This is a genomic window from Streptomyces sp. AM25, from assembly GCF_058146165.1.
The window spans coordinates 246,775-269,946 of the sequence record NZ_JBKIWN010000002.1 but is presented as its reverse complement, the minus strand read 5'-3'; the positions used below and the strand labels follow the sequence as shown (position 1 = coordinate 269,946).

Annotated in this window: 25 protein-coding genes; 15 read left to right on the top strand and 10 right to left on the bottom strand. The window is 71.1% G+C overall.

The window, feature by feature from the left end:
- The first annotated feature begins 296 nt into the window (after window positions 1-296).
- Window positions 297-1,400 (top strand): cytochrome P450, encoded by a 1,104-nt coding sequence (locus tag ACLHRZ_RS03455; RefSeq protein WP_490416709.1) that lies wholly within the window; start codon window positions 297-299, stop codon window positions 1,398-1,400.
- Window positions 1,401-1,413: 13 nt separating this feature from the next.
- Window positions 1,414-1,605, top strand: a complete 192-nt coding sequence (locus tag ACLHRZ_RS03450; protein WP_490416708.1) for a ferredoxin — start codon at window positions 1,414-1,416, stop codon at window positions 1,603-1,605.
- Between the two features lie 64 nt (window positions 1,606-1,669).
- On the opposite strand, the gene ACLHRZ_RS03445 is transcribed toward ACLHRZ_RS03450, so the two are convergent.
- Together ACLHRZ_RS03445 and ACLHRZ_RS03440 are read right to left on the bottom strand one after the other, a co-directional pair.
- Window positions 1,670-3,391: an acyl-CoA dehydrogenase family protein gene (locus ACLHRZ_RS03445; protein ID WP_490416707.1), complete on the bottom strand. Its 1,722-nt coding sequence runs from the start codon at window positions 3,389-3,391 to the stop codon at window positions 1,670-1,672.
- 46 nt (window positions 3,392-3,437) lie between these two features.
- Complete coding sequence (locus ACLHRZ_RS03440) at window positions 3,438-4,001, bottom strand: PadR family transcriptional regulator (protein ID WP_490416706.1); 564 nt, start codon at window positions 3,999-4,001, stop codon at window positions 3,438-3,440.
- Between the two features lie 239 nt (window positions 4,002-4,240).
- On the opposite strand from ACLHRZ_RS03440, the gene ACLHRZ_RS03435 reads away from it, so the two are divergent.
- The 3 genes from ACLHRZ_RS03435 (at window position 4,241) to ACLHRZ_RS03425 (ending at window position 8,438) form a co-directional block, all read left to right on the top strand.
- Window positions 4,241-5,098 carry a geranyl diphosphate 2-C-methyltransferase gene (locus ACLHRZ_RS03435; RefSeq protein ID WP_490416705.1) on the top strand — a complete coding sequence of 286 codons (858 nt, stop codon included), beginning with the start codon at window positions 4,241-4,243 and terminating at the stop codon, window positions 5,096-5,098.
- 163 nt (window positions 5,099-5,261) lie between these two features.
- Window positions 5,262-7,007 carry a chloride channel protein gene (locus ACLHRZ_RS03430; protein ID WP_490416704.1) on the top strand — a complete coding sequence of 582 codons (1,746 nt, stop codon included), beginning with the start codon at window positions 5,262-5,264 and terminating at the stop codon, window positions 7,005-7,007.
- Window positions 7,008-7,133: 126 nt separating this feature from the next.
- The gene (locus ACLHRZ_RS03425) at window positions 7,134-8,438 is read left to right on the top strand and encodes a cation:proton antiporter (RefSeq protein ID WP_490416703.1); all 1,305 of its coding nucleotides are present in this window, start codon (window positions 7,134-7,136) and stop codon (window positions 8,436-8,438) included.
- 5 nt (window positions 8,439-8,443) lie between these two features.
- On the opposite strand, the gene ACLHRZ_RS03420 is transcribed toward ACLHRZ_RS03425, so the two are convergent.
- On the bottom strand, window positions 8,444-9,355 hold the full coding sequence (locus tag ACLHRZ_RS03420; protein WP_490416702.1) for an MBL fold metallo-hydrolase: 912 nt from the start codon (window positions 9,353-9,355) through the stop codon (window positions 8,444-8,446).
- Window positions 9,356-9,465: 110 nt separating this feature from the next.
- Between ACLHRZ_RS03420 and ACLHRZ_RS03415 the strand changes: the two genes are divergently transcribed.
- From ACLHRZ_RS03415 to ACLHRZ_RS03400, 4 genes are read left to right on the top strand one after another with little or no spacing between them, the layout of a single operon-like run.
- Window positions 9,466-9,675, top strand: a complete 210-nt coding sequence (locus tag ACLHRZ_RS03415; protein WP_490416701.1) for a hypothetical protein — start codon at window positions 9,466-9,468, stop codon at window positions 9,673-9,675.
- Window positions 9,662-11,014, top strand: coding sequence for an amidase (locus ACLHRZ_RS03410; RefSeq protein ID WP_490416700.1), 1,353 nt, complete (start codon window positions 9,662-9,664; stop codon window positions 11,012-11,014). The genes ACLHRZ_RS03415 and ACLHRZ_RS03410 overlap by 14 nt, the downstream gene beginning before the upstream one ends.
- 10 nt (window positions 11,015-11,024) lie before the next feature.
- Window positions 11,025-11,591, top strand: a complete 567-nt coding sequence (locus ACLHRZ_RS03405; protein ID WP_490416699.1) for a TetR/AcrR family transcriptional regulator — start codon at window positions 11,025-11,027, stop codon at window positions 11,589-11,591.
- Window positions 11,592-11,614: 23 nt separating this feature from the next.
- Window positions 11,615-12,475 carry a DUF4232 domain-containing protein gene (locus tag ACLHRZ_RS03400; protein ID WP_490416698.1) on the top strand — a complete coding sequence of 287 codons (861 nt, stop codon included), beginning with the start codon at window positions 11,615-11,617 and terminating at the stop codon, window positions 12,473-12,475.
- Here the strand turns inward: ACLHRZ_RS03400 and ACLHRZ_RS03395 are convergent.
- On the bottom strand, window positions 12,466-13,350 hold the full coding sequence (locus ACLHRZ_RS03395; protein WP_490416848.1) for a glycoside hydrolase family 19 protein: 885 nt from the start codon (window positions 13,348-13,350) through the stop codon (window positions 12,466-12,468). The genes ACLHRZ_RS03400 and ACLHRZ_RS03395 overlap by 10 nt on opposite strands.
- Before the next feature lie 224 nt (window positions 13,351-13,574).
- On the opposite strand from ACLHRZ_RS03395, the gene ACLHRZ_RS03390 reads away from it, so the two are divergent.
- The gene (locus ACLHRZ_RS03390; protein ID WP_490416697.1) at window positions 13,575-13,997 is read left to right on the top strand and encodes a cysteine/serine endopeptidase inhibitor; all 423 of its coding nucleotides are present in this window, start codon (window positions 13,575-13,577) and stop codon (window positions 13,995-13,997) included.
- Window positions 13,998-14,014: 17 nt separating this feature from the next.
- Here the strand turns inward: ACLHRZ_RS03390 and ACLHRZ_RS03385 are convergent, their stop codons facing one another.
- Window positions 14,015-14,356: a hypothetical protein gene (locus ACLHRZ_RS03385; RefSeq protein WP_490416696.1), complete on the bottom strand. Its 342-nt coding sequence runs from the start codon at window positions 14,354-14,356 to the stop codon at window positions 14,015-14,017.
- 239 nt (window positions 14,357-14,595) lie between these two features.
- Here ACLHRZ_RS03385 and ACLHRZ_RS03380 point away from each other — a divergent pair, with 239 nt between their 5' ends.
- Together ACLHRZ_RS03380 and ACLHRZ_RS03375 are read left to right on the top strand one after the other, a co-directional pair.
- Window positions 14,596-16,113 carry a flavin-containing monooxygenase gene (locus tag ACLHRZ_RS03380; protein WP_490416695.1) on the top strand — a complete coding sequence of 506 codons (1,518 nt, stop codon included), beginning with the start codon at window positions 14,596-14,598 and terminating at the stop codon, window positions 16,111-16,113.
- 118 nt (window positions 16,114-16,231) lie between these two features.
- Window positions 16,232-16,690 carry a hypothetical protein gene (locus ACLHRZ_RS03375; RefSeq protein WP_490416694.1) on the top strand — a complete coding sequence of 153 codons (459 nt, stop codon included), beginning with the start codon at window positions 16,232-16,234 and terminating at the stop codon, window positions 16,688-16,690.
- Window positions 16,691-16,899: 209 nt separating this feature from the next.
- Here ACLHRZ_RS03375 and ACLHRZ_RS03370 read toward each other — a convergent pair whose 3' ends face one another.
- Window positions 16,900-18,390, bottom strand: coding sequence for a carboxylesterase/lipase family protein (locus ACLHRZ_RS03370; protein WP_490416693.1), 1,491 nt, complete (start codon window positions 18,388-18,390; stop codon window positions 16,900-16,902).
- A gap of 92 nt (window positions 18,391-18,482) precedes the next feature.
- Between ACLHRZ_RS03370 and ACLHRZ_RS03365 the strand changes: the two genes are divergently transcribed.
- A complete protein-coding gene (locus tag ACLHRZ_RS03365; protein WP_490416692.1) occupies window positions 18,483-19,082 on the top strand; it encodes a TetR/AcrR family transcriptional regulator in 600 nt (199 codons plus the stop codon).
- 135 nt (window positions 19,083-19,217) lie between these two features.
- Window positions 19,218-19,622 (top strand): hypothetical protein, encoded by a 405-nt coding sequence (locus ACLHRZ_RS03360; protein WP_490416691.1) that lies wholly within the window; start codon window positions 19,218-19,220, stop codon window positions 19,620-19,622.
- Between the two features lie 92 nt (window positions 19,623-19,714).
- On the opposite strand, the gene ACLHRZ_RS03355 is transcribed toward ACLHRZ_RS03360, so the two are convergent.
- The 4 genes from ACLHRZ_RS03355 to ACLHRZ_RS03340 all read right to left on the bottom strand — a co-directional run bounded on the left by ACLHRZ_RS03355 (window position 19,715) and on the right by ACLHRZ_RS03340 (window position 22,098).
- Window positions 19,715-19,852 (bottom strand): hypothetical protein, encoded by a 138-nt coding sequence (locus ACLHRZ_RS03355; RefSeq protein WP_490416690.1) that lies wholly within the window; start codon window positions 19,850-19,852, stop codon window positions 19,715-19,717.
- 129 nt (window positions 19,853-19,981) lie between these two features.
- A complete protein-coding gene (locus tag ACLHRZ_RS03350; protein ID WP_490416689.1) occupies window positions 19,982-20,899 on the bottom strand; it encodes a serine hydrolase domain-containing protein in 918 nt (305 codons plus the stop codon).
- 73 nt (window positions 20,900-20,972) lie between these two features.
- Complete coding sequence (locus tag ACLHRZ_RS03345) at window positions 20,973-21,383, bottom strand: hypothetical protein (RefSeq protein ID WP_490416688.1); 411 nt, start codon at window positions 21,381-21,383, stop codon at window positions 20,973-20,975.
- Window positions 21,384-21,501: 118 nt separating this feature from the next.
- Window positions 21,502-22,098: a hypothetical protein gene (locus ACLHRZ_RS03340; RefSeq protein WP_490416687.1), complete on the bottom strand. Its 597-nt coding sequence runs from the start codon at window positions 22,096-22,098 to the stop codon at window positions 21,502-21,504.
- Window positions 22,099-22,291: 193 nt separating this feature from the next.
- Between ACLHRZ_RS03340 and ACLHRZ_RS03335 the strand changes: the two genes are divergently transcribed.
- A complete protein-coding gene (locus ACLHRZ_RS03335) occupies window positions 22,292-23,140 on the top strand; it encodes an alpha/beta fold hydrolase (protein ID WP_490416686.1) in 849 nt (282 codons plus the stop codon).
- Window positions 23,141-23,172 lie beyond the last annotated feature (32 nt).

The window sequence follows — 23,172 nt, the reverse complement described above, 5'->3', positions numbered from 1 at the left end:
CCAGTTTCGGCTCGCCGGGCGCGTTCCGGGGCCGTGGCGGATGAGGTCTAGGGGAATCCCAAACGGACATCGCTCCGTGGCGTGTCCATCTCTAAGGAGAACCCTAGGGAAGTTGGGGAAGGGTTTCGGGAGTTCGTATTTTCTGTCCCGCTTTTCTCCGGTGAAGAGGCTCGTCGTCGATGACGCATTTGCAAGAAGCCGAACAGAACGCAGCACCGCCCTTTCCCACGGCGCGCCCCGAGGGCTGTCCCTTCGACCCGCCCGCCCCTTTCACGCAGGCGCGTGAGACATGCCCGATGACCCCGTTACGCTATCCGGACGGCCATGTCGGCCGTCTGGTGACCGGGTTGGAGACCGCGCGGGCCGTACTCGGAGACGTCCGGTTCAGCTCGCTGCCGGCCGGGAAGCGCTCGCCGGTGAAGGTGCCCGGCTCCGAGCTGAGCACCGATGCCCACCCCCAGGAGGGCATGTTCGTCAACATGGACCCGCCGCAGCACACCCGCTACCGCCGCCTGCTGAGCAAGCACTTCACCGTCCGGCGGGTACGGGAACTCCGCCCGGCCGTGCAGCAGATGGCCGACCGGCTGCTGGACGAGATGGAGAGCGCGGGCGGGCCCGTCGACCTGGTGCAGGCCTTCGCCAAGCCGCTGCCCACGCTGGTCACCTCGGAGCTGCTCGGGCTGCCGGAGGAGAACCGTGCGGAGTTCGGGCGCCACGTCGACGTGCTCTTCAGCCTCTCCAGCAGCGGGGAGGAGATGCAGGAGTCGATGACGATCCTCGGCGGCATGCTCAACGCCCTGGTCGCGGCCGCGCGCAAGGACCAGGGCCCGGACATCCTCGGCCGGCTCACCGTCGAGACCGAGCTGACGGACGAGGAGCTGCTCGGCATCACCATCGTCCTGCTCATCGCCGGGCTGGAGACCACCACCAACATGCTGGCGCTGGGCACCTACACCCTGCTGCGCCACCCGGAGCAGCTGGCCGCCCTGCGCGCCGACTGGTCCTTGACGGACGACGCCGTCGAGGAGCTGCTGCGCTACCTCAGCGTGGTGCAGGTCGGCCCGATCCGCGTGGCCGCCGAGGACTTCGAGTTCCAGGGGCAGTCCATCCGCAAGGGCGAGGTCGTCACGGTGTCGCTGCCCGCCGCCAACCGTGACCCGCTCGGCTTCGACGCCCCCGACACCTTCGACATCCGGCGCGGCGCGACCCGTCACGTCGCCTTCGGCAGCGGCCCGCACCAGTGCATGGGCCACCACCTGGCCCGCCTGGAACTCTCCATCGGCTACGAGTCGCTGCTGCGCCGCTTCCCCCGGCTGGAGCTCGCCGTTCCGGCGGAGGAGATCGGCACCCGGGAGATGATGGTCACGTACGGCGTGCACGGACTGCCGGTGCGCTGGTGAGGAGGCGGTCGGCATGAGGGTCGGGATCGACAAGGACCTCTGCTGCGGCGCGGGCACCTGTGTGCTCCTCGCCCCGGACGTCTTCGACCAGAACGACGAGGACGGCACGGTGATCCTGCTCGACGCCGCTCCCGGTGAGGAGCAGCGGGCGGCGGTGGAGAAGGCCGCCGAGCGGTGCCCGACGGCGGTCATCACGATCGACTGACGCGGAGAGGACCACCGCCTCGCGCAACGAGGCGGCGGTCCTTCCGTGTCCGGGCGTGTGCCGCTTACGGGGCCATCTCGTACGCGCCCGAGAGCGCCTCGACGCGCTCCCATACGCGGGCCGAGCGGGCGGCGTCGACGACCGGGCGGCGGACCGCGCCGAGGGCCCAGGTCTGCTGCTCCTCGGTGGCGGAGTCCTTGCCGTGCAGCTCGACGGCGTGGGCGGAGAAGTCGCGGACGAGGACGGCGAACAGCTCGTCGAGCACGTCGTCCTCCGCTCCGGCGAGGGCGGCCTGCTCCAGGATCAGCTGGCCGTGCACGACCAGGGCGAAGAGCTGGCCGACGGCCAGGAGCAGGTCGAGGTCGCGGCTCTGCCGCTCGTCGGGCGCGGCCGTGGTGACGAACGTGCACAGGGCGTCGGCCTGTTCGCGGAAGCGGGCGACGTTCGGCAGACGGTCGTAGGCGGCGTAGGCGGCGCGCCAGTCGTGGAAGCGCACCGAGCCCAGGCCGCGGGCCGGTCCCTGGCGGAAGAGGAAGGCGTCGTCGGCCGCGTCGAGCCGTGTCGGCACGGGCGGGTAGTCGACGGGGGCCAGCAGGTGGTTGCCCATGAACTTCAGGATGAGCGCGAGGTTGACGTGGACCGTGCCCTCCAGCTTCGGCAGGCCGCGGATCTCGCTGGCGGCCTGGGCGAAGTAGGTGTCCTTCTCGAAGCCCTTGGCCGCGATGACGTCCCACATCAGGTCGATGACCTTCTCGCCCTCGGTGGTCACCTTCATCTTCGTCATGGGGTTGAAGAGCAGGTAGCGGCGGTCGTCGGGGCCGGCGGTGCGGAAGTAGTCGACGGCGCGGGCGCTGAACAGCTTCATGCCGACGAGGCGGACGTACGCGTCGGTCAGTTCGCGGCGCACGTGCGGGAAGGCGGTGACGGGGCGGCCGTAGAGGATGCGGTTGTGCGCGTGGGTGACGGCCTCGTACATCGCGTGCTCGCAGATGCCGATGGAGGCGGTGCACAGGTTGAACTTGCCGACGTTGACGGTGTTCAGGGCGGCGTCGAACGCGGCGCGGCCGGTGTGCAGGATGTCGCCGGGGGTGACGGGGTAGTTCTCCAGGCGGAATTCGCTGACGTACTTCGACGAGTCGACCACGTTCTTCACCAGGTGGTACGCCTCGTGGCGGCTGTCGGCGGCGAAGAAGACGTAGCCGTCGGGGCCCTCGACGTCGGTGCGGCGGCCGAAGACGGAGACGAGGCCGGCGGCGTTGCCGTTGCCGATGTAGTACTTGGAGCCGGTGGCCCGGAAACCGCCGTCGCCGTCGGGTTCGAGCAGCATGTCGGTGGAGTAGATGTCGGCGCCGTGGGTCTTCTCCGACAGGCCGAAGGCGAACACCTCGCCCTGGTCGAGCAGTTCGGCCGCGCGGGTGCGGACGGCGGCGTTGTCGCTCTGCCAGACCGGGCCGAGGCCGAGGATGGTGACCTGCCACGCGTACCAGTAGTCGAGGCCGTAGAAGCCGAATATCTCGTTGAGGGCGGCGATGCGGGCGGTGTCCCAGCGCTTGTCCTCATGGCCCGCGGCGGCTGCGGCGGGGGTGAGGAAGGTCGCGAACAGGCCTTCCTCGGTGGAGAATTCGAGGAAGTCGGCCAGCCAGGTGCGGGTCCGGTAGTCCTCGATCAGCTTGCGCTTGCCGCGGGTCTCGAACCAGTCGACGGTGGCGCGCAGGAGCCGGCGGGTCTCGGGGTCGAAGTGTGCCGGGTCGTAGGTGCGCGGGTTGAAGAGAAGCGGGTCGGCCATGGCTGCTTGTTCGCCTTTCCGGCTCAGGGTGGTGGTGGGGTAGGGCTCAGCTGCCCGGGCGCTCGCGGATCCGGTCGAGGGTGGCGAGCACGTCGTCGAGCCAGGCGAGCGTCATCCGCTCGTAGGCGATGCCGCCGCGCAGCACGACGTGCTGCAGTTCCTGCATGACGTCCGGCTCCGCGGGGGCCTCGGGCCCGGTGAAGTCGCGCACTTCTCCGGCGGCATAGTGCGCCAGCCGTTCGGAGTGCACCTTCCGGTACCGCTCGACCTCGTGCAGGAGGGCGGACAGATCACCGAAGGCCGCTCCCCGGATCTTCACGGCGAGGTCGTGCCGGACACTCTCGGGCTCGATCGGCTCGTGCAGCCACGCGGAGAGGGCGGCCCGGCCGGCAGCGGCGACCGCGTAGTGCTTCTTGTCCGGTCTGCCCTGCTGCGCCACCTCGCGGGCCTCGACCCAGCCGTCGCTCTCCATCCGCTTGAGGACGCGGTAGATCTGCTGGTGGGTGGCGGTCCAGAAGTAGCCGATCGACCGGTCGAACCGCCGGGCCAGCTCGTAGCCGGAGCCCGGTTTTTCCAGCAGGGAGACGAGGATCGCGTGCTCGAGCGCCATACGCCGGATCCTCTATGCAACTCGTTTCATAGGCAAGAGGGTGCCGCCACGGTGAGACGCGGCTCACTCACGCACGGCGAGTGCCTTCCGGCGTACCTGCACCACGGATCGCGTCGATAAACACACACACCTACGTACGGATGAACGTGCGCCGTTCCTGCTGTGCCGCCACCCTCTGGTCCGCCAGGCTGCTGCCCGGCCTGAGCGATCCCTGATCCTGATCAGAAAGAGGACACACGTTGACCGTCCAGGAAACCTTCGCCCCGGTTCTCGCCAGTGCCTACCAGCGGTCCGTCGCCGAGTACTGGAACCACGAGAAGAACCCCGTCAATCTCCGCCTCGGCGAGGTGGACGGCATCTATCACCACCACTACGGGATCGGCGACGCCGACTGGTCCGTCCTGGAGGGGCCGCAGGAGACGCGGGACGAGCGGATCACCGCCGAGCTCCACCGCCTGGAGTGCGCCCAGGCGGACCTGCTGCTCAACCACCTGGGGAACGTCTCCCCCGACGACCACCTGCTCGACTCCGGCTCGGGCCGCGGGGGCGGCAGCCTCGTCGCCAACCAGCGGTTCGGCTGCCACGTCGACGGCGTGTCCATTTCCGAGACCCAGGTGGCCTTCGCCAACGAGCAGGCGGAGAAGCGCGGCGTGGCCGGCAAAGTGCGCTTCCACCTGAAGAACATGCTGGACACCGGCTTCGAGTCGGGGCGCTTCCGGTCGATCTGGAACAACGAGAGCACCATGTACGTGGACCTCTCGCAGCTGTTCCCGGAGTACGCCCGCATGCTCCGGCACGGCGGCCGGTACGTGACCATCACCGGCTGCTACAACGACACCTACGGGCTGCCCTCCCGGGCCGTGAGCGAGATCAACGCCCACTACATCTGCGACATCCACCCGCGCAGCAGCTACTTCAAGGAGATGGCGCGCAACCGCCTCGTCCCGGCCGCCGTGGTGGACCTCACCGAGGCCACCATCCCCTACTGGGAGCTGCGCGCCCAGTCGCCGCTGGCCACGGGCATCGAGAAGGCCTTCCTGAGCGCGTACAAGGACGGCAGCTTCCAGTACCTGCTCATCGCCGCCGACCGGGTCTGATCCGGCCGGCGCCCAGGCCCCCGGCCCGACTGCGGCCGGGGGCCGCCCGTTTCCCCCTACGGGGCGCGCATGCCCGACCGCGCCCCCCTGCTCAGCCTCTTCACCACCCCTCTCCCGCCTCCTCCGGCTACCGCAAAATGCTCGGCGGAAAGGGGACTTGCCCATGAACGGCACACCGACAACCGACCCCGACGGCATATCGCGCGGGACGCCCTGGACCCTGGGCATCCTGGCCCTGCTCGTCGGCGCGGGGGCAGGGCTCGGCGCCATCGCCCTCCGCCGGCTGATCACAATCCTCACCCAGGTGTTCTCCGGCCACGCCGACTACGCCGCCGCAGGAGGTGCCGCCAACGGCCATGTGCCGTGGCTGGGACCGTACTTCGTGCTCCTGGCCCCCGTCGCCGGCGGCCTGCTGCACGGCCCGCTGACGGCCCGCTCCGCCGGGGAGGCCCGTGGCCACGGCGTCGCCGAGGTCATGCTTGCCGTCGCGCGGCGCGGCGGCCGGATCGACCCCCGCGCCGGCGTGGCCGGGGCCCTCGCCTCCGCGCTGTGCATCGGCTCCGGCGGCTCCCTCGGCCGGGAAGGGCCCGTCGTCCAGCTCGCCTCCGCCCTCGGCTCCGCCGCCGGGCGGGTGACCCGGGCGGACGGGCACCGGATGCGGCTGCTCACGGCCTGCGGCGCGGCCGGCGGGGTCGCCGCCACCTTCAACACGCCCCTGACCGGGGTGTTCTTCGCGATGGAGCTGGTCCTGCGGGACTTCACCGTCGAGGCGTTCGCCGCCGTGACGCTCGCGAGCGTCACCGCCGACGTGATCGGCCGGGCGGCCTTCGGCACCACCGCCTTCCTCGCCCTCCCGCCCTTCCACGTCGGCCACCTCGTGCAGTTCCCGCTCTTCGCCCTCCTCGGCGTGGCGGCCGGAGCGGTGGGGGCGGGGTTCACCCGCACGCTGTGCCTGGTGGAGGGTGCCTGCGACCGCCTCTGGCGCGGGCCGCGATGGCTGCGCCCTGCCGTCGGCGGACTGCTGCTGGGGGCGCTGCTGCTGGCGCTGCCGGAGCTGTACGGCGTGGGCGGCCCCGTGCTGGAGAAGGCCCTTCACGGCGGGTATCTCCCGGCGTTCCTGCTGCTGTTGTTCGTCGGCAAGGTGCTCGCCGCGAGCCTCACCATCGGCATCGGCGGATCGGGCGGCGTCTTCGCGCCCAGCCTGTTCATCGGCGCCATGCTGGGCGCGGGCTACGGCGCGGCCGTCCACCGCCTCCTCCCCGGCACCGCGGGAACCGTCGGCGCCTACGCGCTGGTCGGCATGGGCGCGGTCTTCGCCGGGGCCTCCCGCGCCCCCATCACCGCGGCCGTCGTCCTCTTCGAGCTGACAGCCGAATACACCGTCGTCCTGCCGCTGATGACGGCGGTCGTCGCCGCGACGCTCACCAGCCGGCTGCTCTGCCGCGACACCGTCTACACCCTCGGGCTGCGCCGCCGCGGCATCGACATCACCAGCTCCGCACCACGGCCGCGCTTCGACGGCAGGAGCGTCGCCACCGTCATGGAGGAGCCGCCCGACCCGCTTCCCGCGGCCACCGAACTCTCCGAGGCGGCACGGCGGTTGGGCATGACCGGGTGCGGTGTACTGCCCGTCGTCGGCTCCTCCGGCCGCTTCCTGGGCACGGTCGACGCCGGCCGGATCGCCCGGGCCCTGGCCGAGGAGCCGGTCAACGACCTCGAACCCCCGCCCACCACCGGCCAGGTCGCCGCGCTCACCGCACACGTCGGCCCGGACATGCCGCTCCACGCCGCCGTGGCCACGCTGGTGTCTTCGCGGGGCGCCCCCGTGCCCGTGCTGGATCCCGGCTGCGACCGCCTCGTCGGATGGCTCACCCCGCACGCCGCGCTGCGCGGACTCCAGCAGAAGTGAAGAGATCCCCCTTTATCGCTCAATCAGGTGGAACACCGGACACACCCAACATCGCGCAGTAAATGCCCCCTACAGTCTTCCTGGTTCGGGCTTCCCCTCCCCCGACTCCCAGGAAGGCACAGGGCCGTGAAGGGTTCCTCGCTGGACGCGGCCGTCCTGGCCGACATCGCCCTCGTCCTGCTCGTCGGAGTGGCGCTGACCCCCGTACGGGCCCGGCTGCGGCAACCGGCCGTCGTCGCCGAGATCGCAGCCGGGATCCTGCTGGGGCCGAGCGCACTCGGCCTCCTGCCGGGCGATCTGCCCGACACGCTCTTCCCGGAGGAGATCCGCTCGCACCTGTCGGTGATCGCGAACGTGGGCATCGCCCTGTTCATGTTCGCCGCCGGCTGGGAACTCGACTTCCGGGCCCTGCGCGGACGGGGCCGCTCCGTCCTCGCCATCACCGGCGCGTCCCTGGCCGTGCCGTTCGCCCTCGCGACGGCGCTGGCCTTCACCCTCCTCTCCGTGCGGCCGGAGCTCACCGGATCGTCCGGATCCCCGCTGCTCTTCGCCCTGTTCCTGGGGATCGTGCTGTCGATGAGCGCGCTGTCCGTACTGATCCGGATCATCGGCGAGAACAGTCTCCAGGCCACACCGGTCGGGGCCATCGCCACCGCGAGCGGAGCGATCACCGAAGTCCTCGCCTGGTGCGCCCTGATCGCCCTGATGACCGTCGCACAGGGGCTGGGCACCGACCGCCTCGCCCTGACCCTGACCCGGCTGACCACCTACGCACTGGTCATGCTGCTCGCCGTGCGCCCCGCGCTCCGCGCCTTCCTGGCCCGCCAACGGCCGCACGGCGCACGGCCCCTGATGCTGATCATGGTCGTCAGCAGCGGCGTCTTCCTCTCCTCGTGGTGCACCGCCTGGGCGGGCATCCACGCCGCCATCGGCGCCTTCGCCTTCGGCCTGGTCATGCCCCGCGACCTGGATCCCGGCCTGCGCCATGCCGTCGAGAACCCGCTGCACCACACCGGCGCCCTGCTCATCCCCGTCTTCTTCGCCCTCACCGGCCTGACCGTCGACATCACCCGGCTCGGTCTGCACGGCGTGCTCGCTCTTGCCACGTTCCTGGTGGTGGCCTGGGGCGGCAAGTTCGCCGGAGCCGCCCTCACCGCCCGTGCCCTGCGCCACCCTTGGCGGGACGCGGCGACCCTGGGCGTCCTGGTCAACACCAAGGGCCTGAGCGAGATCATCATGCTCACCCTCGGCCGCGACGCGGGCTTCGTCGACGACCGGCTCTTCACCGCACTGCTGTTGACCGCACTGACGGCCACGGTTCTGGTGAACCCGCTGGTACGGCACCTGACCGGGGGAGCCGGCGGGCCCGTCCCCGCCCAGCAGCGCGCGCCGCACCCCGCGCTGGAACTGAGCGAGGAACAGGGTGGCTGACGCCGTCAGGCCACGGGGACCAGCCGGTAGCCGCCGCCGTCGGCGACGACGAGCCCGCCGGTGGGGGGCGGGAAGTGGGTGCCCAGCAGGAGGGTGCCGGTCCCGGCGAGTGCGGCGAGGAGGTCGCGGCGGGTGCGGACGGCGAGGCCGGGGTCGATGTCCACGCAGCTGGTGACCTCCGGGTCGGCCAGCTGCACGGGGTGGTGGATGCAGTCGCCGGTGATCACAGCCGACTCCCCCGCGCTGCGGAGCTCCACGGCGACCTGGCCCGGGGTGTGCCCGGGTGCGGGGAGCAGCCGGATGCCGGGCGCGACGTCGACGGGCCCGTCACTCACGTCGGCCAGGTCGAGGAGCCCGGCGTCGCGGACCGGGTGGACGGAGTCGCGGAACATCTGCCGGCGGGCCTCCTCCATCTCCCCGGCCTGGGCGGCCCAGTGGTCCCATTCGGTACGGGAGGTGAGGTAGTGGGCGTTGGGGAAGGTGGGGGTCCACTCGCCGTCGCCCGTGGCGACGGTGTTCCAGCCGACGTGGTCGGTGTGCAGGTGGGTCAGGATGACGAGGTCGACGCTCTCGGGCGGGAAGCCGGCGTCGGTGAGCCGCCGGAGGTAGTCGGTGTCGAGGCCGTCCCAGGCCGGGTTGGCGCGCGTCTTGCCGTTGCCGATGCCGGTGTCGACGAGGACGCGCAGGCCGCCGGTCTCGAAGGCGAAGGTGTGGCTGGCCAGTTGGAGCGTGCCGTCGGGGGCCGCGAAATCGGGCCGGAGCCAGGGCCGCCGGTCCACGGCCTCCGGAGTGGCGGCAGGCAGCAGCCAGGCGCCGGTCTGCGGCGGGAGGGCGATCTCGTCGACGCGGTGCACGACGAGGTCGCCCACGGTCCAGGTGTGGCCGGTGGACTGCTGGTGCGAAGCGGGCCGGTCCATCGAAGGTCCTTCCGTCAAAGCCAAAAGCAAATTGTTTGCGTTTGAAGATCGTATCCCGTACGCTCCACTAACGCAATGATGAAGCTTTTAGCCGGAGGGCCGGACACCCCATGACCACAGCAGATCTCGATCCGGACGAGGCGGCCCGCTGGGCCCGCCGGGCCGGCCTGGCACTCGCAGCCGGGCGCGACGCCGACGTCGCCGCCACGGCGAACCACATCCAGAACGTCATCGGCGCCCTGCGCGGACTCGACTTCGGTCAGACCGCGCCCGCCGCCGCCTTCCACCCGGAGAGCAGGTACACCGATGGAACCGTATGAACTGTCCCTCGCCGACGCGGCGGAGGCGATCGCCGGGCGCGAGCTCTCCCCGGTGGAGCTCACCGGTTCCGTCCTCGCCCGGATCGAGGCCGTCGAGCCGCACCTGAACGCCTACGTCGGCGTCGCGGCGGACGCCGCCCGCCATGCCGCCGCGCAGGCGGAGCGGGAGATCGCGGCGGGCCGGCTCCGCGGCCCGCTGCACGGCATCCCGATGGCACTCAAGGACCTGATCGACGTGGCCGGGATGCCGACCACGGCCAGCTCCCGGGTCAGGGAGGGCCACGTGGCGGAGCGGGACAGCACCGTCGCCGCACGCCTCGCCCGGGCGGGCGCGGTCCTGCTCGGCAAGACCCACACGCACGAGTTCGCCTACGGGCTGACGACCCCGCAGACCCGCAACGCCCGGGCCGCCGACCGGGTGGCGGGCGGGTCCAGCGGCGGCTCGGCGGTGGCGGTCGCCGCCGGGACGGCCACCTTCACCCTGGGCACGGACACCGGCGGATCCATCCGCGTCCCGGCGGCGCTCAACGGGGTCGTGGGCCTCAAGCCGACGTACGGGCTCGTCCCCGTCGACGGGGTGGTCCCGCTGTCCTGGTCCCTGGACCACGTCGGCCCCCTCACCCGCACGGTGCGGGACGCCGGACTCGTCCTCGCCGCACTGACCGGTCATGACGCGCCCCCGCCGGAACCGCACGACCGGGACCTGACGGGCGTGCGCGTGGGTATTCCGCGGAACCACTACTTCGACCGCGTCACGCCCGAGGTGGAAGCGGCCGTACGAACGGCCGTCGCACGCCTGCAGGACCTCGGGGCCGAGCCGGTGGAGATCACCGTCCCCATGGCCGACCGCCTCCAGGCCACGCAGTGGGGGCTGATGGTGCCCGAGGCCAGCGCCGCGCACGAGGAGACCCTCCGCTCGTCCCCCGAGCTGTACGCACCGGACGTGCGCGTGCTGCTGGAGGCCGGCGAACTCGTCCTGGCGGGCGACTACTTGCGGGCCCAGCGCTCGCGCGCCCTCATGCAGGAGGCGTGGGCGCAGCTGTTCCGCGACGTGGACGTGATCGCGGCACCCACGGTGCCGGCGGTCGCGGCCCGGAGCGACCAGCCGTCGATCACCTGGCCGGACGGGAGCGTGGAGACCGTGTCCGACGCCTACGTACGGCTGTCGGCCCCGGCGAACATCACCGGCGCACCGGCGCTGTCCCTGCCGGTCGGCACGGACGCCGCCGGGCTGCCCATCGGCATGCAGCTCATCGGGCGGCCGCTCGGCGAGGCGACCGTGCTGCGCGTCGGACGCGCCTTCGAGGACGCAGCAGATCGCGCAACAGCTTTGCGTTAGGGTGGAGGGCATGACCCCCAGACCAGCAGTCCGCCCCGGGGGCCGCAGCGCCCGGGTCCAGGAGGCGGTGCACCGCGCCGTGCGCGAGCTGCAGGCCGAACAGGCCGCTCTCACCGTCCCGTCGATCGCGGCCCGGGCGGGGGTGACCCCGTCGACCGTCTACCGGCGCTGGGGCGATCTGCAGGCACTGCTCTCGGACGTCGCCGTCGAGCGGCTGCGGCCCGAGGGCTCCCCGGCGGACCACGGGAGCCTGCGCGCGGACCTGGAGCACTGGGCAGCTGCCTTCCTGGAGGAGATGTCCTCCCCGGCGGGCCGGTCCTACGTCCGGGACGCCCTCGCGGGCGACCCGGACGGGCCCAACGCCGGGCAGTGCTCCGGGTACGCGCACGAGCAGGTCGAGGCGATCCTCGCGCGGGCCGCGGAGCGCGGCGAGCACGTACCGGGGACCGAGACCGTGATGGACCACGTCGTGGCCCCGATGATGTACCGGGTCCTCTTCCGCCCGGGGCCGCTCGACGCGGGTTATGCCCGCGACCTGGTCGCCACCGTCTTCTACCGGCTCATGCCCTTGCCGTGAACCGTGCATGGTGAAATGTTCGGATGCGTACCGCCGCCCGAGCCCGTCCCGTCATCGCCGTGGCCGCAAGTGCCGTCCTCCTGACGGCGTGCGGGTCACGGAACTCCGCCCCGTCGACGGACGTTCCTGCCGATCCCGCCGGCTCCGAGCAGGACGGCGTGAGGGTCACCGGCCCGGTCGGTCGCTCACACGACGCCGCCTTCACGGTCACCAACCACGAGTCCGAACCGTTCACGTACACCGTCACGTTCACGGTGACGTCCGCCTCCGGAGCAGCGCTGGAGAGCATGCAGCAAACGGTGCCGTCGGTGCCTCCCGGCCGTACCGTGCAGGGGACCGTGCCCGTGAGCCTCACGCCCGGCAGTGCGCACGACGGGAAGCACGTGCAGATCACCAAAGTCAGACGCGTGCCTTCGGCCGAGGCACCGGCCGTCACGGGCTCCTGCCCGCCTTCGGGTATCCGCATCTCGGCCGACGACGGCAACGCCGCCATGGGACTCCGCGTCGTGGGGGTTCGCCTGACGAACTGCGGAACCGATACCTACCACCTCGACGGCTCCCCGCTCGTCGAACTCCTCGACGAGGGCAGGAAGCCGGTCTCCGGCATCGACATCCTGCACGACGTCAAGGACGTCGCCTCGGGGACCGGCTTCGAGAATCCGCCCGAGCCGGTGGACCTGGCTCCGGGTGAGTCGGCGTCCGCCGGTCTGGTGTGGCGCAACACCGCCGGCGCGGGCACAGCCGTGAACGTCCCGTACGTCAGGGTCAAGGCCGGGCCCGCATCCCCGCCGGTGATCGTGACACCGGAACTCGACCTCGGCGCCACGGGAAGACTCGCAGTCGGCCCGTGGAAGGCCGTCGACCGAGCCACCATTCAGCAGTAGAGATTGCCGCCCGGCGCCACACCGAGGATCTGGGTGAAGCGCTGATAATTCGCCACCCGGCTCTGCACCTGGGCGGGATTGCCGCCGTTGCACTCCACGGCACCGTTGATGCTGCGGATCGTCTCGCCGAACCCGCGGCCGTTCACCACGGCCTCGTGCGGCGTCATGCTGCCGGGTCCCCGCTGGGTGTTCCAGTACCACAATGCGGTCTTCCAGGCGACGGCGGAGTCGGTCTGCACAAGAGACGGCTTGTTGAGCAGGTCGATGCCGAGGGCGTCGCCCGCCGCCTTGTAGTTGAAGTTCCAGCTGATCTGGAGCGGCCCGCGACCGTAGTACGCGTCCTGGCCGGCCGGGCAGCCGTAGGGCTGGTTCCGGTCGCAGTAGTGGGAGTAGTTGGCGGTGTTCTGCTCGACTATGTAGACGAGTCCGCCGGTCTCATGGCCGACATTGGCGAGGAAGGCGGCGGCCTCCTGCTTCCTGGTCTCCGCGCTGCCGGTGTTGGCGAAGCCCGGGTAGGCGCCCAGTGCGGCGGTCAGGCCGCTGTAGCTGTAAAAGGAGTTCCGGTTCGGGAACATCTGCCGGAACTGGTCCTCGCTCACCGGGAAACCGCCCGGCTGCGGGGTGCCGCCGCCCTGGCAGGTGTAGGGGTCCCAGTACCACGTGCTGATGACCGGGTCGTAGCCGGGATTGTCGTGCTCGGCCACGTAGTACCGGCCGTCGTTGTACCGGACGACCGTTCCTGCGGGATACCAGGTGCCCGCGGCCCAGTTGGCCGCACTGTCGCAGGGCCCGGCGGCGCTCGCCGTGGCGGAGGGCCCGACGAACAGCGTTCCGGCCAGGGCCAGTACGGCGGACAGCAGGGTGGCGGTGCGCATTCTTCTCACGGCTGCTCCAAGGGGGGTTGAGTGCCTCATACCACCGCGCAGTGAATAGTCCCGAGTGATCGCTGTCAACGACATGCGTCATCTCCGGCCTAACTCTGTTCATGCATCAACGAGTTCAGGACAACTGTCGCCTCAGGGGGTTGCGGGGCGATTGGGAGACATGGCACTCATGTTCGAGCAGGAACCCCTGCTTTCCCCCTGAACCAGGAGACATCGTGCGTGAATTGAGACGCGTGAGATATGCCGTCACCGCCCTGGTGGCCACCGTCACCGGTATAGCCATCGGCGCGGGAACGGCAGCGGCCGACGTCCCGATCGGCCGGCCCATGAACGGCAAGATGACCTACTACACCGACAAGGGTTACGGCGCCTGCGGAACGCCGATCGACGCGACCGCGCAGGACCTGGTCGCGATTCCGGCCTCGTGGTGGACCTCCCCCAATCCGAACAACGACCCCCTCTGCAAGGGCGTGTCGGTGGAAGTCGCCTACAACGGCAAGACCATCAGGGTGCCGGTCAGGGACAAGTGTCCCTCGTGCGACCCGACGCACATCGACCTCAGCCAAACGGCGTTCCAGAAGCTGGCACCGCTCGACCGGGGCGTGATCAACGGAATCACCTGGAAGTTCGTCCGCTGACGGACGCTCAGGGGACGTCACCGGCTGCCGAAGAACAGCTCCCGGCCGACTCTGGCCTCGATCCGCAGGTACCGCCACAGGCGCCCGTCGCCGACGCGGGTCTCGCGCAAGATGCCGCAGACGCCTTCGACCGCGGCCATGTCGGGCACGTCCGCCAGGATGTACGACGTCCAGGGCCAGCCGCCGGATGCGCCGACCACGGTCCGGTCGTCGTCCAAGGTGCCCAGTACGGTGACACCGAAGCGCCCGGCGAGGTCGTCGAACGCGACGGGGATGGCCTCCATCACAGCGGCGCGTTCCTCCTCGCCGGCGCTGAAGAACTCCTGTGTCACAGCTATGCAGAAGAGCGTCCGGATCATGCGGGCGGCACCCCAAACCCCTCATCGGAAGATCATTCCCTGTCCGGCACGCTACCCGACGGCCGTTCCGGCCCGCGTGCGCCGGAGGCCCGGATCATCACGAAGAGGAGCCGATCACAAAGACAGAGTCGGCTATCCCCTGTCCGGAAAACCACTCGCACGAAGAATCTTCCGGTCATATCGCCTCACCACGGTCACCCTGCCGCTACGCTCCATCACCCTGAGGGATGGGAGCGCCGGTGTCCGGGGAGACCACCGACAGCAAGCGCCACGCGGCCGACGTCGCCGTCATCGGAGCAGGCCTGTCCGGCCTGGCCGCCGTGATCGCGCTGCGCCGGGCCGGGTTCGGCGATGTCGTGGTGCTGGAGAAGTCCGGCCGTCTCGGCGGGACATGGCGTGACAACACCTACCCCGGCTGCGGCTGCGACGTCCCCGCCGTCCTGTACGAGTACTCCTTCGCACCCCACCCCTGGCCCCGGTGCTACGCCGACCGGTCCGAGATCCTCCGTTACCTCGACGCCACCGCGGCAACGCACGGCGTGGGCAGGGCGATCCGCTACGACACCGAGGTGCTGGCCGCCCGCTGGGACGCGGGCACCCACCGCTGGAACCTGCGGACCACCGCGGGTACGTACACGCCCCGGGCCGTCGTCGTCGCCACCGGCCCCTGGCACCGCCCCCGCCACCCCGACCTCCCCGGACTCGACGGCTTCCCCGGTCCCGTCTTCCACTCGGCCCGCTGGGCGCACGACGTCGACCTGACCGGACGCCGCGTCGCCGTGGTGGGCACCGGGGCATCCACCGTCCAATTCCTGCCCGAGATACAGCCGTTGGCGTCCCGCATCGACGTCTTCCAGGGCACACCGCAGTGGGTGCTCCCTCGACCGGACTACCCGCTCCCCCCGGGCCTGCACCGGTTCCTCGGACGCCACCCGGCGGCCCGGCAGGCGCTCCGCGGCCTGCACCAGTGGACCCAGGAAGCCATCGGCGTCCCTATGCGTCACCCACACCTGCTCCGGCCCCTGGAAGCCGCGGCACGCCTCCACCTGCGCACCTCGGTGCCGGACCCCGCCCTGCGCCGGGCCCTCACCCCCGGCTACCGGCTCGGCGGGCGCCGCCTGATCGCCTCCGACACCTACTACCCCGCCCTCACCCGGCCCAACGTCCGCCTGCATCCCACCCGGGCGATCGCGGTGGAGGGCCCGCACGTCGTCGGCGCCGACGGCAGCCGCACCCCGGCCGACGTCATCGTCCTCGCCACCGGCTACCACATCGGCGAACTCGCCCTCGCCCGGCGCCTGCACGGTGCCCACGGCACTCCCCTGGCCGACGCCTGGGCCGACAGCCGCCGCGCCTACCTGGGCACCAGCGTGAGCGGATACCCCAACCTCTTCCTCCTCATCGGCCCGAACCTGCTCACCGGCACCACCGCCGTCCCCACCGTCCTCGAAGCCCAACTCCGTTACGTCACCGCCGCACTCACCCACCTCCGCGCCGACGGACACACCGCGCTGGACGTCAGACCGGAGGTCGAGACCGCACACCAGCGGGCCCTGCACCGGGCGTTGCACACCACCGTCTACAACACCACCGGCGGCTCCGGTTACTACTTCGGGCTCCCCGGCGTGAACACCTTCTGCTGGCCCTGGTCCACCCGCCGGCTCGTCCGGCGCCTGCACGCCTTCGCGCCCGAGGCCTACGCATGGTCACGGTGCCCGTCCACACCGTGCCCCGGTGACGACTTGGCCACAGAGTGACGGAATCGCGTCACCGCGACGGATTCCAAAGACCCGTTCAGTTGTGCGATGCCAGACTCGGTCCGCCGTCCCCGCCGGGGACCGGTGGACGATCGGTCCGGCGAAAGGAAACCCTTCCGTGAGGAAGAGGATCAGCACGCTCGTTGCCACCGCCGCGCTCGCCACTCTGGCACTGGCCGGCCAGGCCGCCGCCGCGCCCGCGCACGCTCCAGCCGGGGCAAGAGGCACGGTCACCGCGGCGAGATCCCAGGCCCAGGTACTGTCCGCACCCGCCACGCTGGAGCGGGGGCAGTCCTGGACGTCCGACACCGCCCAGCTCGTCATGCAGACCGACGGCAACCTGGTCATCTACGACGAGTTCGGCCACGCCCGCTGGGCGTCCAACACCGTCGGCAGCGGCTGGGTGGCCGCCTTCCAGACCGACGGCAACTTCGTCGTCTACACCCGCTCCGGCCACCCGGTCTGGGCGTCCAACACCGCCGGGCACCCGGGCTCCCGGCTCGCCGTCCAGGACGACGGCAACGTCGTGATCTACGACGGCAGTCAGGCCGTCTGGGCCTCCGGCACGAACCACTGATCCAGGCCGTCGGCAGGCCGGTCGCTCCGGCCTGCCGACGGCGCCGCCGGACCCGAACCCTCCCCCGGCGACCGAGGATGCCAAGCGCTCCGCGGGAAGTGCAGTGCGTCGGCTGCGGGCTCGTCGTAACTGTTCGCGCAGTTCCCCGCGCCCCTTCGGGGCACGACCATGCACCGCACTTCGCCAAGCCCGCTTGGTACGCGTCCCTGCTACACGACTTCGAAGGGCACCGGCGCACGCCCCTCCCAGATCCGGCGGGAGGCCTGTTCGGGGTAGGGCACGGTCCTCGACTCGGCGTCCAGGATGCGGGTGAGCTGCCGGTCGGGCCCGTAGGCGGCCCAGCCGGGGTCGCCGGTGGTGGCGAAGCGGACCCATGCCTCCTGGAGTTCGCGGGAGAGCGCGACGGCCTCGGGAGCAGGCTCCTCGCCGATGAGTTGGGTGCCGACGGGGCTGTCCAGCGTGCCGAACGCCAGGGGCACGTCGAGGCTGTGGCAGGCGCCCAGGATGCCGCCGAGGGCCGGGGCCACCCAGCACAGTTCGAACAGGTACGAGGTGCCGCCGGCTGCGGCGTTCGCCTCGGCCAGCTTCTGTGACGGCATGCGGAAGAGGGCGTCGGAGTACACCGTCTCCACCAGTTCCTCCGGGCCTGCCTGCGGGAACGCGGCACGGTAGGCCCGCGCGCCGTCCGGTTGAGGGGCGTGCAGTTCCAGGGCTGCGTGGGCGTCCTCCTCGGTGAAGGTGCCGTACCGTCCGCTCATGACGCTGAAGTACCGGAATTCGTCCCGGGTGTGGCCGACGAGCAGTTCGGTCCCGCTCGCGCGCGCGCCGGTCAGCGCGGGCCAGGGCGATTCCGGGAGGACCTCGCCGTCGACGACGGGGCACAGCGCGGTGCCGGTGTCCGTGAGGCGCCCCCAGCTCTCCCGGTGCGCGTGGAGGCCGGCGTTGAAGGAGGTGAGCTCGGCGGCCAGGTGCCATGGGTCGATGTCGCGCAGGGCCTCGGCGGTGGGGGCCGCCGCGCCGAGCCGGCCCGCGAACGCGGCGGTGACCTGCCGTGCCAGCGCGGGGGTGCTGTGCAGCCCCGGCACCGAATGGGCGATGGCCCGCCGGAACAGGCCCCGCGCGGACTTCATCGTCAGCAGGGCGGCGACCGAGCCCGCCCCGGCGGACACCCCGCCCACGGTGACCCGGCCGGGGTCGCCTCCGAAGGCGGCGATGTTGCGCTGCACCCACTCCAGCGCCGCGATCTGGTCGAGGAATCCGCGGTTGGGCGGCACGTCGTCGAGGAACGCGAATCCCTCCGCGCCCACACGGCAGTTGATGGTCACCACGACGACTCCCGCCTCGGCCAGCGCTGCCGGGTCGAACATCGGGTCGCTCGACGCCGCCGAGAGGTAGCCGCCCACGGGGATCCACACCAGCACCGGCAGTCCCGCCGCGCCGGGATCCGGAGTGCCGACGTTGAGCGTCAGCCAGTCGGTGCCCTGCGGGGGCACGTCGATCGGCAGGGACAGCGGCGCCACGGGGCCGAACTCGACCGCCTGCCTCGTCCCCTCCCAGCGGTGCGGCGGCGCGGGCGCGGCGAAGCGGAGCGCTCCGACCGGGGGCTGGGCGTAGGGGATGCCGCGGAACACCGCGTGCCCCTGCCGTCGGCGCCCCTGCACCACGCCTTCCGTGGTCCGTACCTTTGGCTGTCCAGGCATGTCGGCTTCCTTCCTCCGCAGGGACCTCCAGGGTTATCGGCCAGATGTATTATGTCAACCGTATGGAAACGTGAGCCATGGAGAGCCCGACGATGCCGAAACAGGTGGACCACCGCGAACGCCGCGAAATGATCGCCCGCGCACTGTGGCGGGTGGTGGAGCAGCGCGGCGTCATGCACCTGACGGTGCGTGAGGTCGCACGCGAGGCGGGCATGTCCCACGGCCAGTTGCAGCACTACTTCGCCTCCCGGGAGGCGATGCTCTCCTTCGCCATGGACTTCGCGTCCGAACAGACCTCGCTGCGCGTCGGCCGGGGCCTCCAGGAGCTCGGCGACCGGCCGCATCCCCGCGACGTGCTCCGGCTGATGCTCACGGAGCTGCTCCCCCTGCATGCCGACGCCCGCGCGACCAGCCGGATGAGCGCCGCCTTCGTGCTGGAGGCGCTGCACAACGAGGCCTTCCACGCACGGGCGCGCGACGGAATGACCCAAGGACGGGCCGCCGTCGAGCAGTTGATCCGTCAGGCGATCGCCGACGGGCACATCGCCCCGGACCGCGACCCGGCGACCGAGGCCCATCTCCTCCTCGCGCTCACCGGCTTCACCACGCTGCTCGAACTGGGTGTCGTCGAGCCCCGGGAGGCACTCGCTGCGATCGATCACCATCTGGACCGGCTGCTCCCCGAGTCGTGAAGGACTAGGGGAAAAGCTCGTCTTCAACGGACTTCATGGCCGGCGAAGTTGCCCCTCGCCCATCATGATGGTGATCGCTTACGGGCACGTTTCCGTTCGCGGCAACGCAACGCAGTCGAGCATGAGGGGCACCACATGAATTCCAGCATCCGGACCGGGCTCGTCGCAGTGCTGGCGGCCGGAGCGGTCGCCACGGCCGTCGTGCCCGCCTCCGCCGCCGTCACGTCCGGCGCGTCCCACGCGGTGGCCGGTGCGCGCGCGGTGGCCGCCAACCCGAAGACGATCAAGCCGGCCGCGTACAACCAGGCGCGCAGCATCCTGGCCAACGCCGGCAGCCAGACGGCGGCCAAGTCGCACGTCATCCACGGCAAGGACGATGTCCCGGTCGGCTACGGCACGAGCCTGCTGGCCGCCGCGCGCGACGAGTTCCGTGCGGCCGACAAGAAGCTCCCGGCCAAGGACAAGAAGTCCGACATGTCGATCGCGCACTACAACGCGATCCACAGCGCCGCCAAGGTGATGGGCATCGACACCTGGTGATGCCGTAGGCAGCCGTGGTCGACGCACCTGCCTCCGGTCCTGCTCGGGCGATCCCGAGCAGGACCGGAGGCTTCTGTGTGCACCTGCCGCGGTCAGCCGGTGCACAGGGCGTGGTCGACCATGCCCGTCATGGCCCGGAGTTGGCGTACGGCGGTGTCCTCGTTCCCGGGGCGGCTGTGCGCGGCGACGGTGACCGCCGACCGACCGTCCGCGGTCGCCGCGGGCCACACGAGGTAGCCGAACCCGCTGCCGCTGTGCCCCCAGTAGCCTCCGCCGCAGGACAGGGGCGTCCATTCGAGCCCGAGACCGTAGCGGCTGCCCGGAGGGCTGTCGGGGCCGTCGGGTACGGCAACGGTCCGTTACATGTCGGCGAGTTGGGCGGGAGCGAGCAGTCGGCCGCGCAGGAGCGCGGTGAAGAAGGTGTTGACGTCCGCCGCCGTGCTGATCACGGCCCCGTCGGCGTCCCCGTCGAAGGGCAGGTACGCGATCGTGGTGTCGGTCGTCGGGCCGTCCGGCGTGAACTGCTGGTAGTTGCGGGCGTGCGGCTGCGGCAGCCGCGGATCGTTGCCCGGGAGGACGGTGCGGGCGAGGCGCAGCGGCTGCAGGATCCGGCTGCGTACCTCGTCCTCCCAGGAGCGGCCGGTGACGGCCTTGATCACCATGCCTGCGAGGACGTAGTTGGTGTTGGAGTACTTCCACTCCGTGCCGGGCGCGAAGAGGGGCCGGTGCCTCATGGCGAAGGCGACGCGCTGCTCGGAGGTGTAGGTGGTCGAGCGGTCCTTGCGGTAGCCGGCGGGGCTGAGGTCGGGGACGACATCAGCGGTGTAGTCGGGCAGTCCGCTGGTGTGCTGGAGGAGCTGGCGCAGGGTGATGCGGTGGCCGTCGTTGCCCTGTCCCCGGACCGTTCCCGGCAGCCACTGCTCCACGGTGTCGTCGAGCGACAGCCTTCCCTCGCCCGCAAGTTGGAGCATCACGGTCGCGACGAAGGTCTTGGTGGTGCTGCCGATCCTCAGGTACTCGTTCTGCGGTACGGGCCGTCCTGTGCGGAGGTCGCCGGTCCCGCTGCGGGCGGTGCGGACTCCGCGGGGCGTTTCGAGCCGGGCGGACACCCCGGTGACGCCGGCCTCGTGCAACGCGTCGGCGTCCCGTTGCAGCACGTCGGTCCGTCCGCCGGCGGCCGCTCCGGCTTGTGCGGGGGCGGCGGCGAGGACGGCAAGGAGTGCGGCGGTGCAGGCGATTGCCGCCCGGCGGACGGCTCGGTGGTGCGTGATCGGCATGGGCCGACCGTACGAAGGCGCGGGCCGGGGCGGCCATCCGGCCGTCCCCCGGTCCCGTCCTCGGGTTTACCCCCTACTTGCGCACCTTCAGTGTGACCTGCCACGGGACGACCACGTGGGAACAGGCCTGGCCGGACTGTCGGGGCCTGCAGCGGAACTGGGAGTCGAGCGTGGTCGTCCCGTCGGCGCGGGCGTGGAAGACCGCGGTGGCATCGCCGTTCGGCAGCGTCCTGGCCTCGTCCCGGTGGAGCAGCGTGTCGTTGGCGGCGGTGGGTTCGCTCCAGGCCCACGTCGAGCTGTCGGTCTGCTCCCCCGAGAGGCGGACGGTGATCTGTTCTCCCTTGTGCACGGTGAAGGACTGTCTGTTGTCCTTGTTCGCGAGGTCCAGGTGCTTCGGGCCCCCTGACATCGCGGACGCCAGGGGCGTCGCGGTCAGGGCCAGCGCCGCGGCCAGGGCCGCCACCGTCAATCGGGCAGTCTTCATCGTTCCACCTCAGCAAGCTTGTCGTGTCGGATGGGATCGGATGCCACCGTCTCCTCTCCCTGCCCTGTGCGCGGGCAGGACACTGCACATGTCGCCGGTGTGAGTGACTGCCCTGTCGTCAGAGCTGGTTGTACGCCCCCCGGGCCGCGGCCGGCGGGATGTGCGCCCGGAACTTGTGCTCCAGGTCCGCACCCCGGACGACCCCCATCGTGTGGTAGGCGAGCCCCCACTCGTCGATGGCCGAACCGTCCGCGAACATGCACATGTTGTGCAGGTTGTCGCGGCTGACAGCATCGCCCTCCCTGATCCAGCCGCCCACTTCGAGCTTGCTGATGCCGAACTGCGAGGTGCCGCCCAGGTGGGCGCAGTACACGGCGGCCGGGTTGGCGCCTCCGGTGACGTGGGGCAGCGCGGGCTTGCGGATGTAGGCCAGGCCGGCGAGCGTCGGCTTGTCGGCGTTCAGGGTGTCGGCCGGGATGACGATCCGGCTCCCGTCCTCGGCCCGGAAGTGGCACAGCTCGCGAACGGTGCCGAGTGCCGTGAGCCGGGCCTGGTTGTCGTAGTACGCGCGGTAGTCGCCGGGCGTGCCGCCGTGCCGCTGACACCAGCCCGCAGGTGATTCCGGCTTGTCGGGCTGGGCGCTGGCCTGCGTGGTGACCAGGAGTGCGGCGCCGGTGGCGAGGGCCATGACCGTTGCCGTGATGCGTGCTCGCATTGCGTCCTCCCGAGTTGCGGGTTGCCAGGGTCCGGAGTTGGGACGGCGGACAGCCTCGGAGTACGGGTGGGGTCCCGTCAACGGTCCCGTGAGCCAAACGCGCCACAGGCCGAATGGTCCTGCCGGGGCGGGCCGTTGTGGGCGCTTCGGCCTTAAAATCCTTCCCCAGTGCTTTTCCCAGGGGGAGGCTGTCGTGCAGAGTGTCGAACTGACCGCCGGTGTCATCGAGTACGACATGACCGGATCGGGACCCGCGGTCGTGCTGCTGCACGGGCTGCTGATGGACCACACGGTGTGGGACCGCGTACTGCCGCTCCTGCCGGAGGGATTCACGTATGTGCGCCCCGTCCTGCCGTTCGGGTCCCATCGCCGGCCGATGAAGGCCGGCGCCGATCTCACCCTGCGCGGACAGGTCCGCCTGGTCGCCGACTTCCTCGACGCCCTCGACCTGGACGACGTCACCCTGGTCCACGCGGACTGGGGAGGATCCCTGTTCCTCACCGCCCACGGACTGGACCGGCGCATCGCCCGCACGATCATCCTGTCGTGCGAGGCGTTCGACAACTTCCCGCCCGGCCTGCCCGGCAAATTCCTGGGCGTGGCCATGCGCATGCCCGGCGGCTTCCGGTTCGCCGCCCGGCAACTGCGCATCGCCCGGCTGCGCCGGCTGCCCTTCACGATGGGCCTGATGGCACGGCGCCCGCTGCCCGACGATCTCGTCCGCCGCTGGACCCAGCCGCTCATCGACGACGCCCGTATCAGTCGCGACCTGCTCGCCTACTGCCACGATCCCTTCGACAAGCCCGAGCTCGTCCGCAACACCGAAGCGCTGCGCGGGTTCACCGGGGACGCGCTCGTGCTGTGGTCGCCCGACAACCGCGTGATGCCGCCCGAACACGGGCGCCGCCTGGCCGCGTTGCTGCCCGCGGGGCGCTACGCCGAAGTGCCGGGCGCCTACGTGCTGTCCATGCTGGACGAGCCCGAGGCCGTGGCCCGCGAGATGGGCGCCTTTCTCACCGCATCCGATAACAATCACCGCTAAACACCTATATGCGGACAAACACCCACAACCAT

Excerpts from the sequence above, each read along its gene's own strand:
- ACLHRZ_RS03395 (WP_490416848.1), bottom strand. The coding sequence starts at position 13,350 with ATGCGCACCGCCACCCTGCTGTCCGCCGTACTGGCCCTGGCCGGAACG.
- ACLHRZ_RS03340 (WP_490416687.1), bottom strand. The coding sequence starts at position 22,098 with ATGCGAGCACGCATCACGGCAACGGTCATGGCCCTCGCCACCGGCGCC.
- ACLHRZ_RS03415 (WP_490416701.1), top strand. The coding sequence starts at position 9,466 with ATGACCACAGCAGATCTCGATCCGGACGAGGCGGCCCGCTGGGCCCGC.
- ACLHRZ_RS03455 (WP_490416709.1), top strand. The coding sequence starts at position 297 with ATGACCCCGTTACGCTATCCGGACGGCCATGTCGGCCGTCTGGTGACC.
- ACLHRZ_RS03345 (WP_490416688.1), bottom strand. The coding sequence starts at position 21,383 with ATGAAGACTGCCCGATTGACGGTGGCGGCCCTGGCCGCGGCGCTGGCC.
- ACLHRZ_RS03405 (WP_490416699.1), top strand. The coding sequence starts at position 11,025 with ATGACCCCCAGACCAGCAGTCCGCCCCGGGGGCCGCAGCGCCCGGGTC.
- ACLHRZ_RS03430 (WP_490416704.1), top strand. The coding sequence starts at position 5,262 with ATGAACGGCACACCGACAACCGACCCCGACGGCATATCGCGCGGGACG.
- ACLHRZ_RS03440 (WP_490416706.1), bottom strand. The coding sequence starts at position 4,001 with ATGGCGCTCGAGCACGCGATCCTCGTCTCCCTGCTGGAAAAACCGGGC.
- ACLHRZ_RS03420 (WP_490416702.1), bottom strand. The coding sequence starts at position 9,355 with ATGGACCGGCCCGCTTCGCACCAGCAGTCCACCGGCCACACCTGGACC.
- ACLHRZ_RS03400 (WP_490416698.1), top strand. The coding sequence starts at position 11,615 with ATGCGTACCGCCGCCCGAGCCCGTCCCGTCATCGCCGTGGCCGCAAGT.
- ACLHRZ_RS03360 (WP_490416691.1), top strand. The coding sequence starts at position 19,218 with ATGAATTCCAGCATCCGGACCGGGCTCGTCGCAGTGCTGGCGGCCGGA.
- ACLHRZ_RS03450 (WP_490416708.1), top strand. The coding sequence starts at position 1,414 with ATGAGGGTCGGGATCGACAAGGACCTCTGCTGCGGCGCGGGCACCTGT.
- ACLHRZ_RS03385 (WP_490416696.1), bottom strand. The coding sequence starts at position 14,356 with ATGATCCGGACGCTCTTCTGCATAGCTGTGACACAGGAGTTCTTCAGC.
- ACLHRZ_RS03370 (WP_490416693.1), bottom strand. The coding sequence starts at position 18,390 with ATGCCTGGACAGCCAAAGGTACGGACCACGGAAGGCGTGGTGCAGGGG.
- ACLHRZ_RS03410 (WP_490416700.1), top strand. The coding sequence starts at position 9,662 with ATGGAACCGTATGAACTGTCCCTCGCCGACGCGGCGGAGGCGATCGCC.
- ACLHRZ_RS03445 (WP_490416707.1), bottom strand. The coding sequence starts at position 3,391 with ATGGCCGACCCGCTTCTCTTCAACCCGCGCACCTACGACCCGGCACAC.
- ACLHRZ_RS03350 (WP_490416689.1), bottom strand. The coding sequence starts at position 20,899 with ATGCCGATCACGCACCACCGAGCCGTCCGCCGGGCGGCAATCGCCTGC.
- ACLHRZ_RS03365 (WP_490416692.1), top strand. The coding sequence starts at position 18,483 with ATGCCGAAACAGGTGGACCACCGCGAACGCCGCGAAATGATCGCCCGC.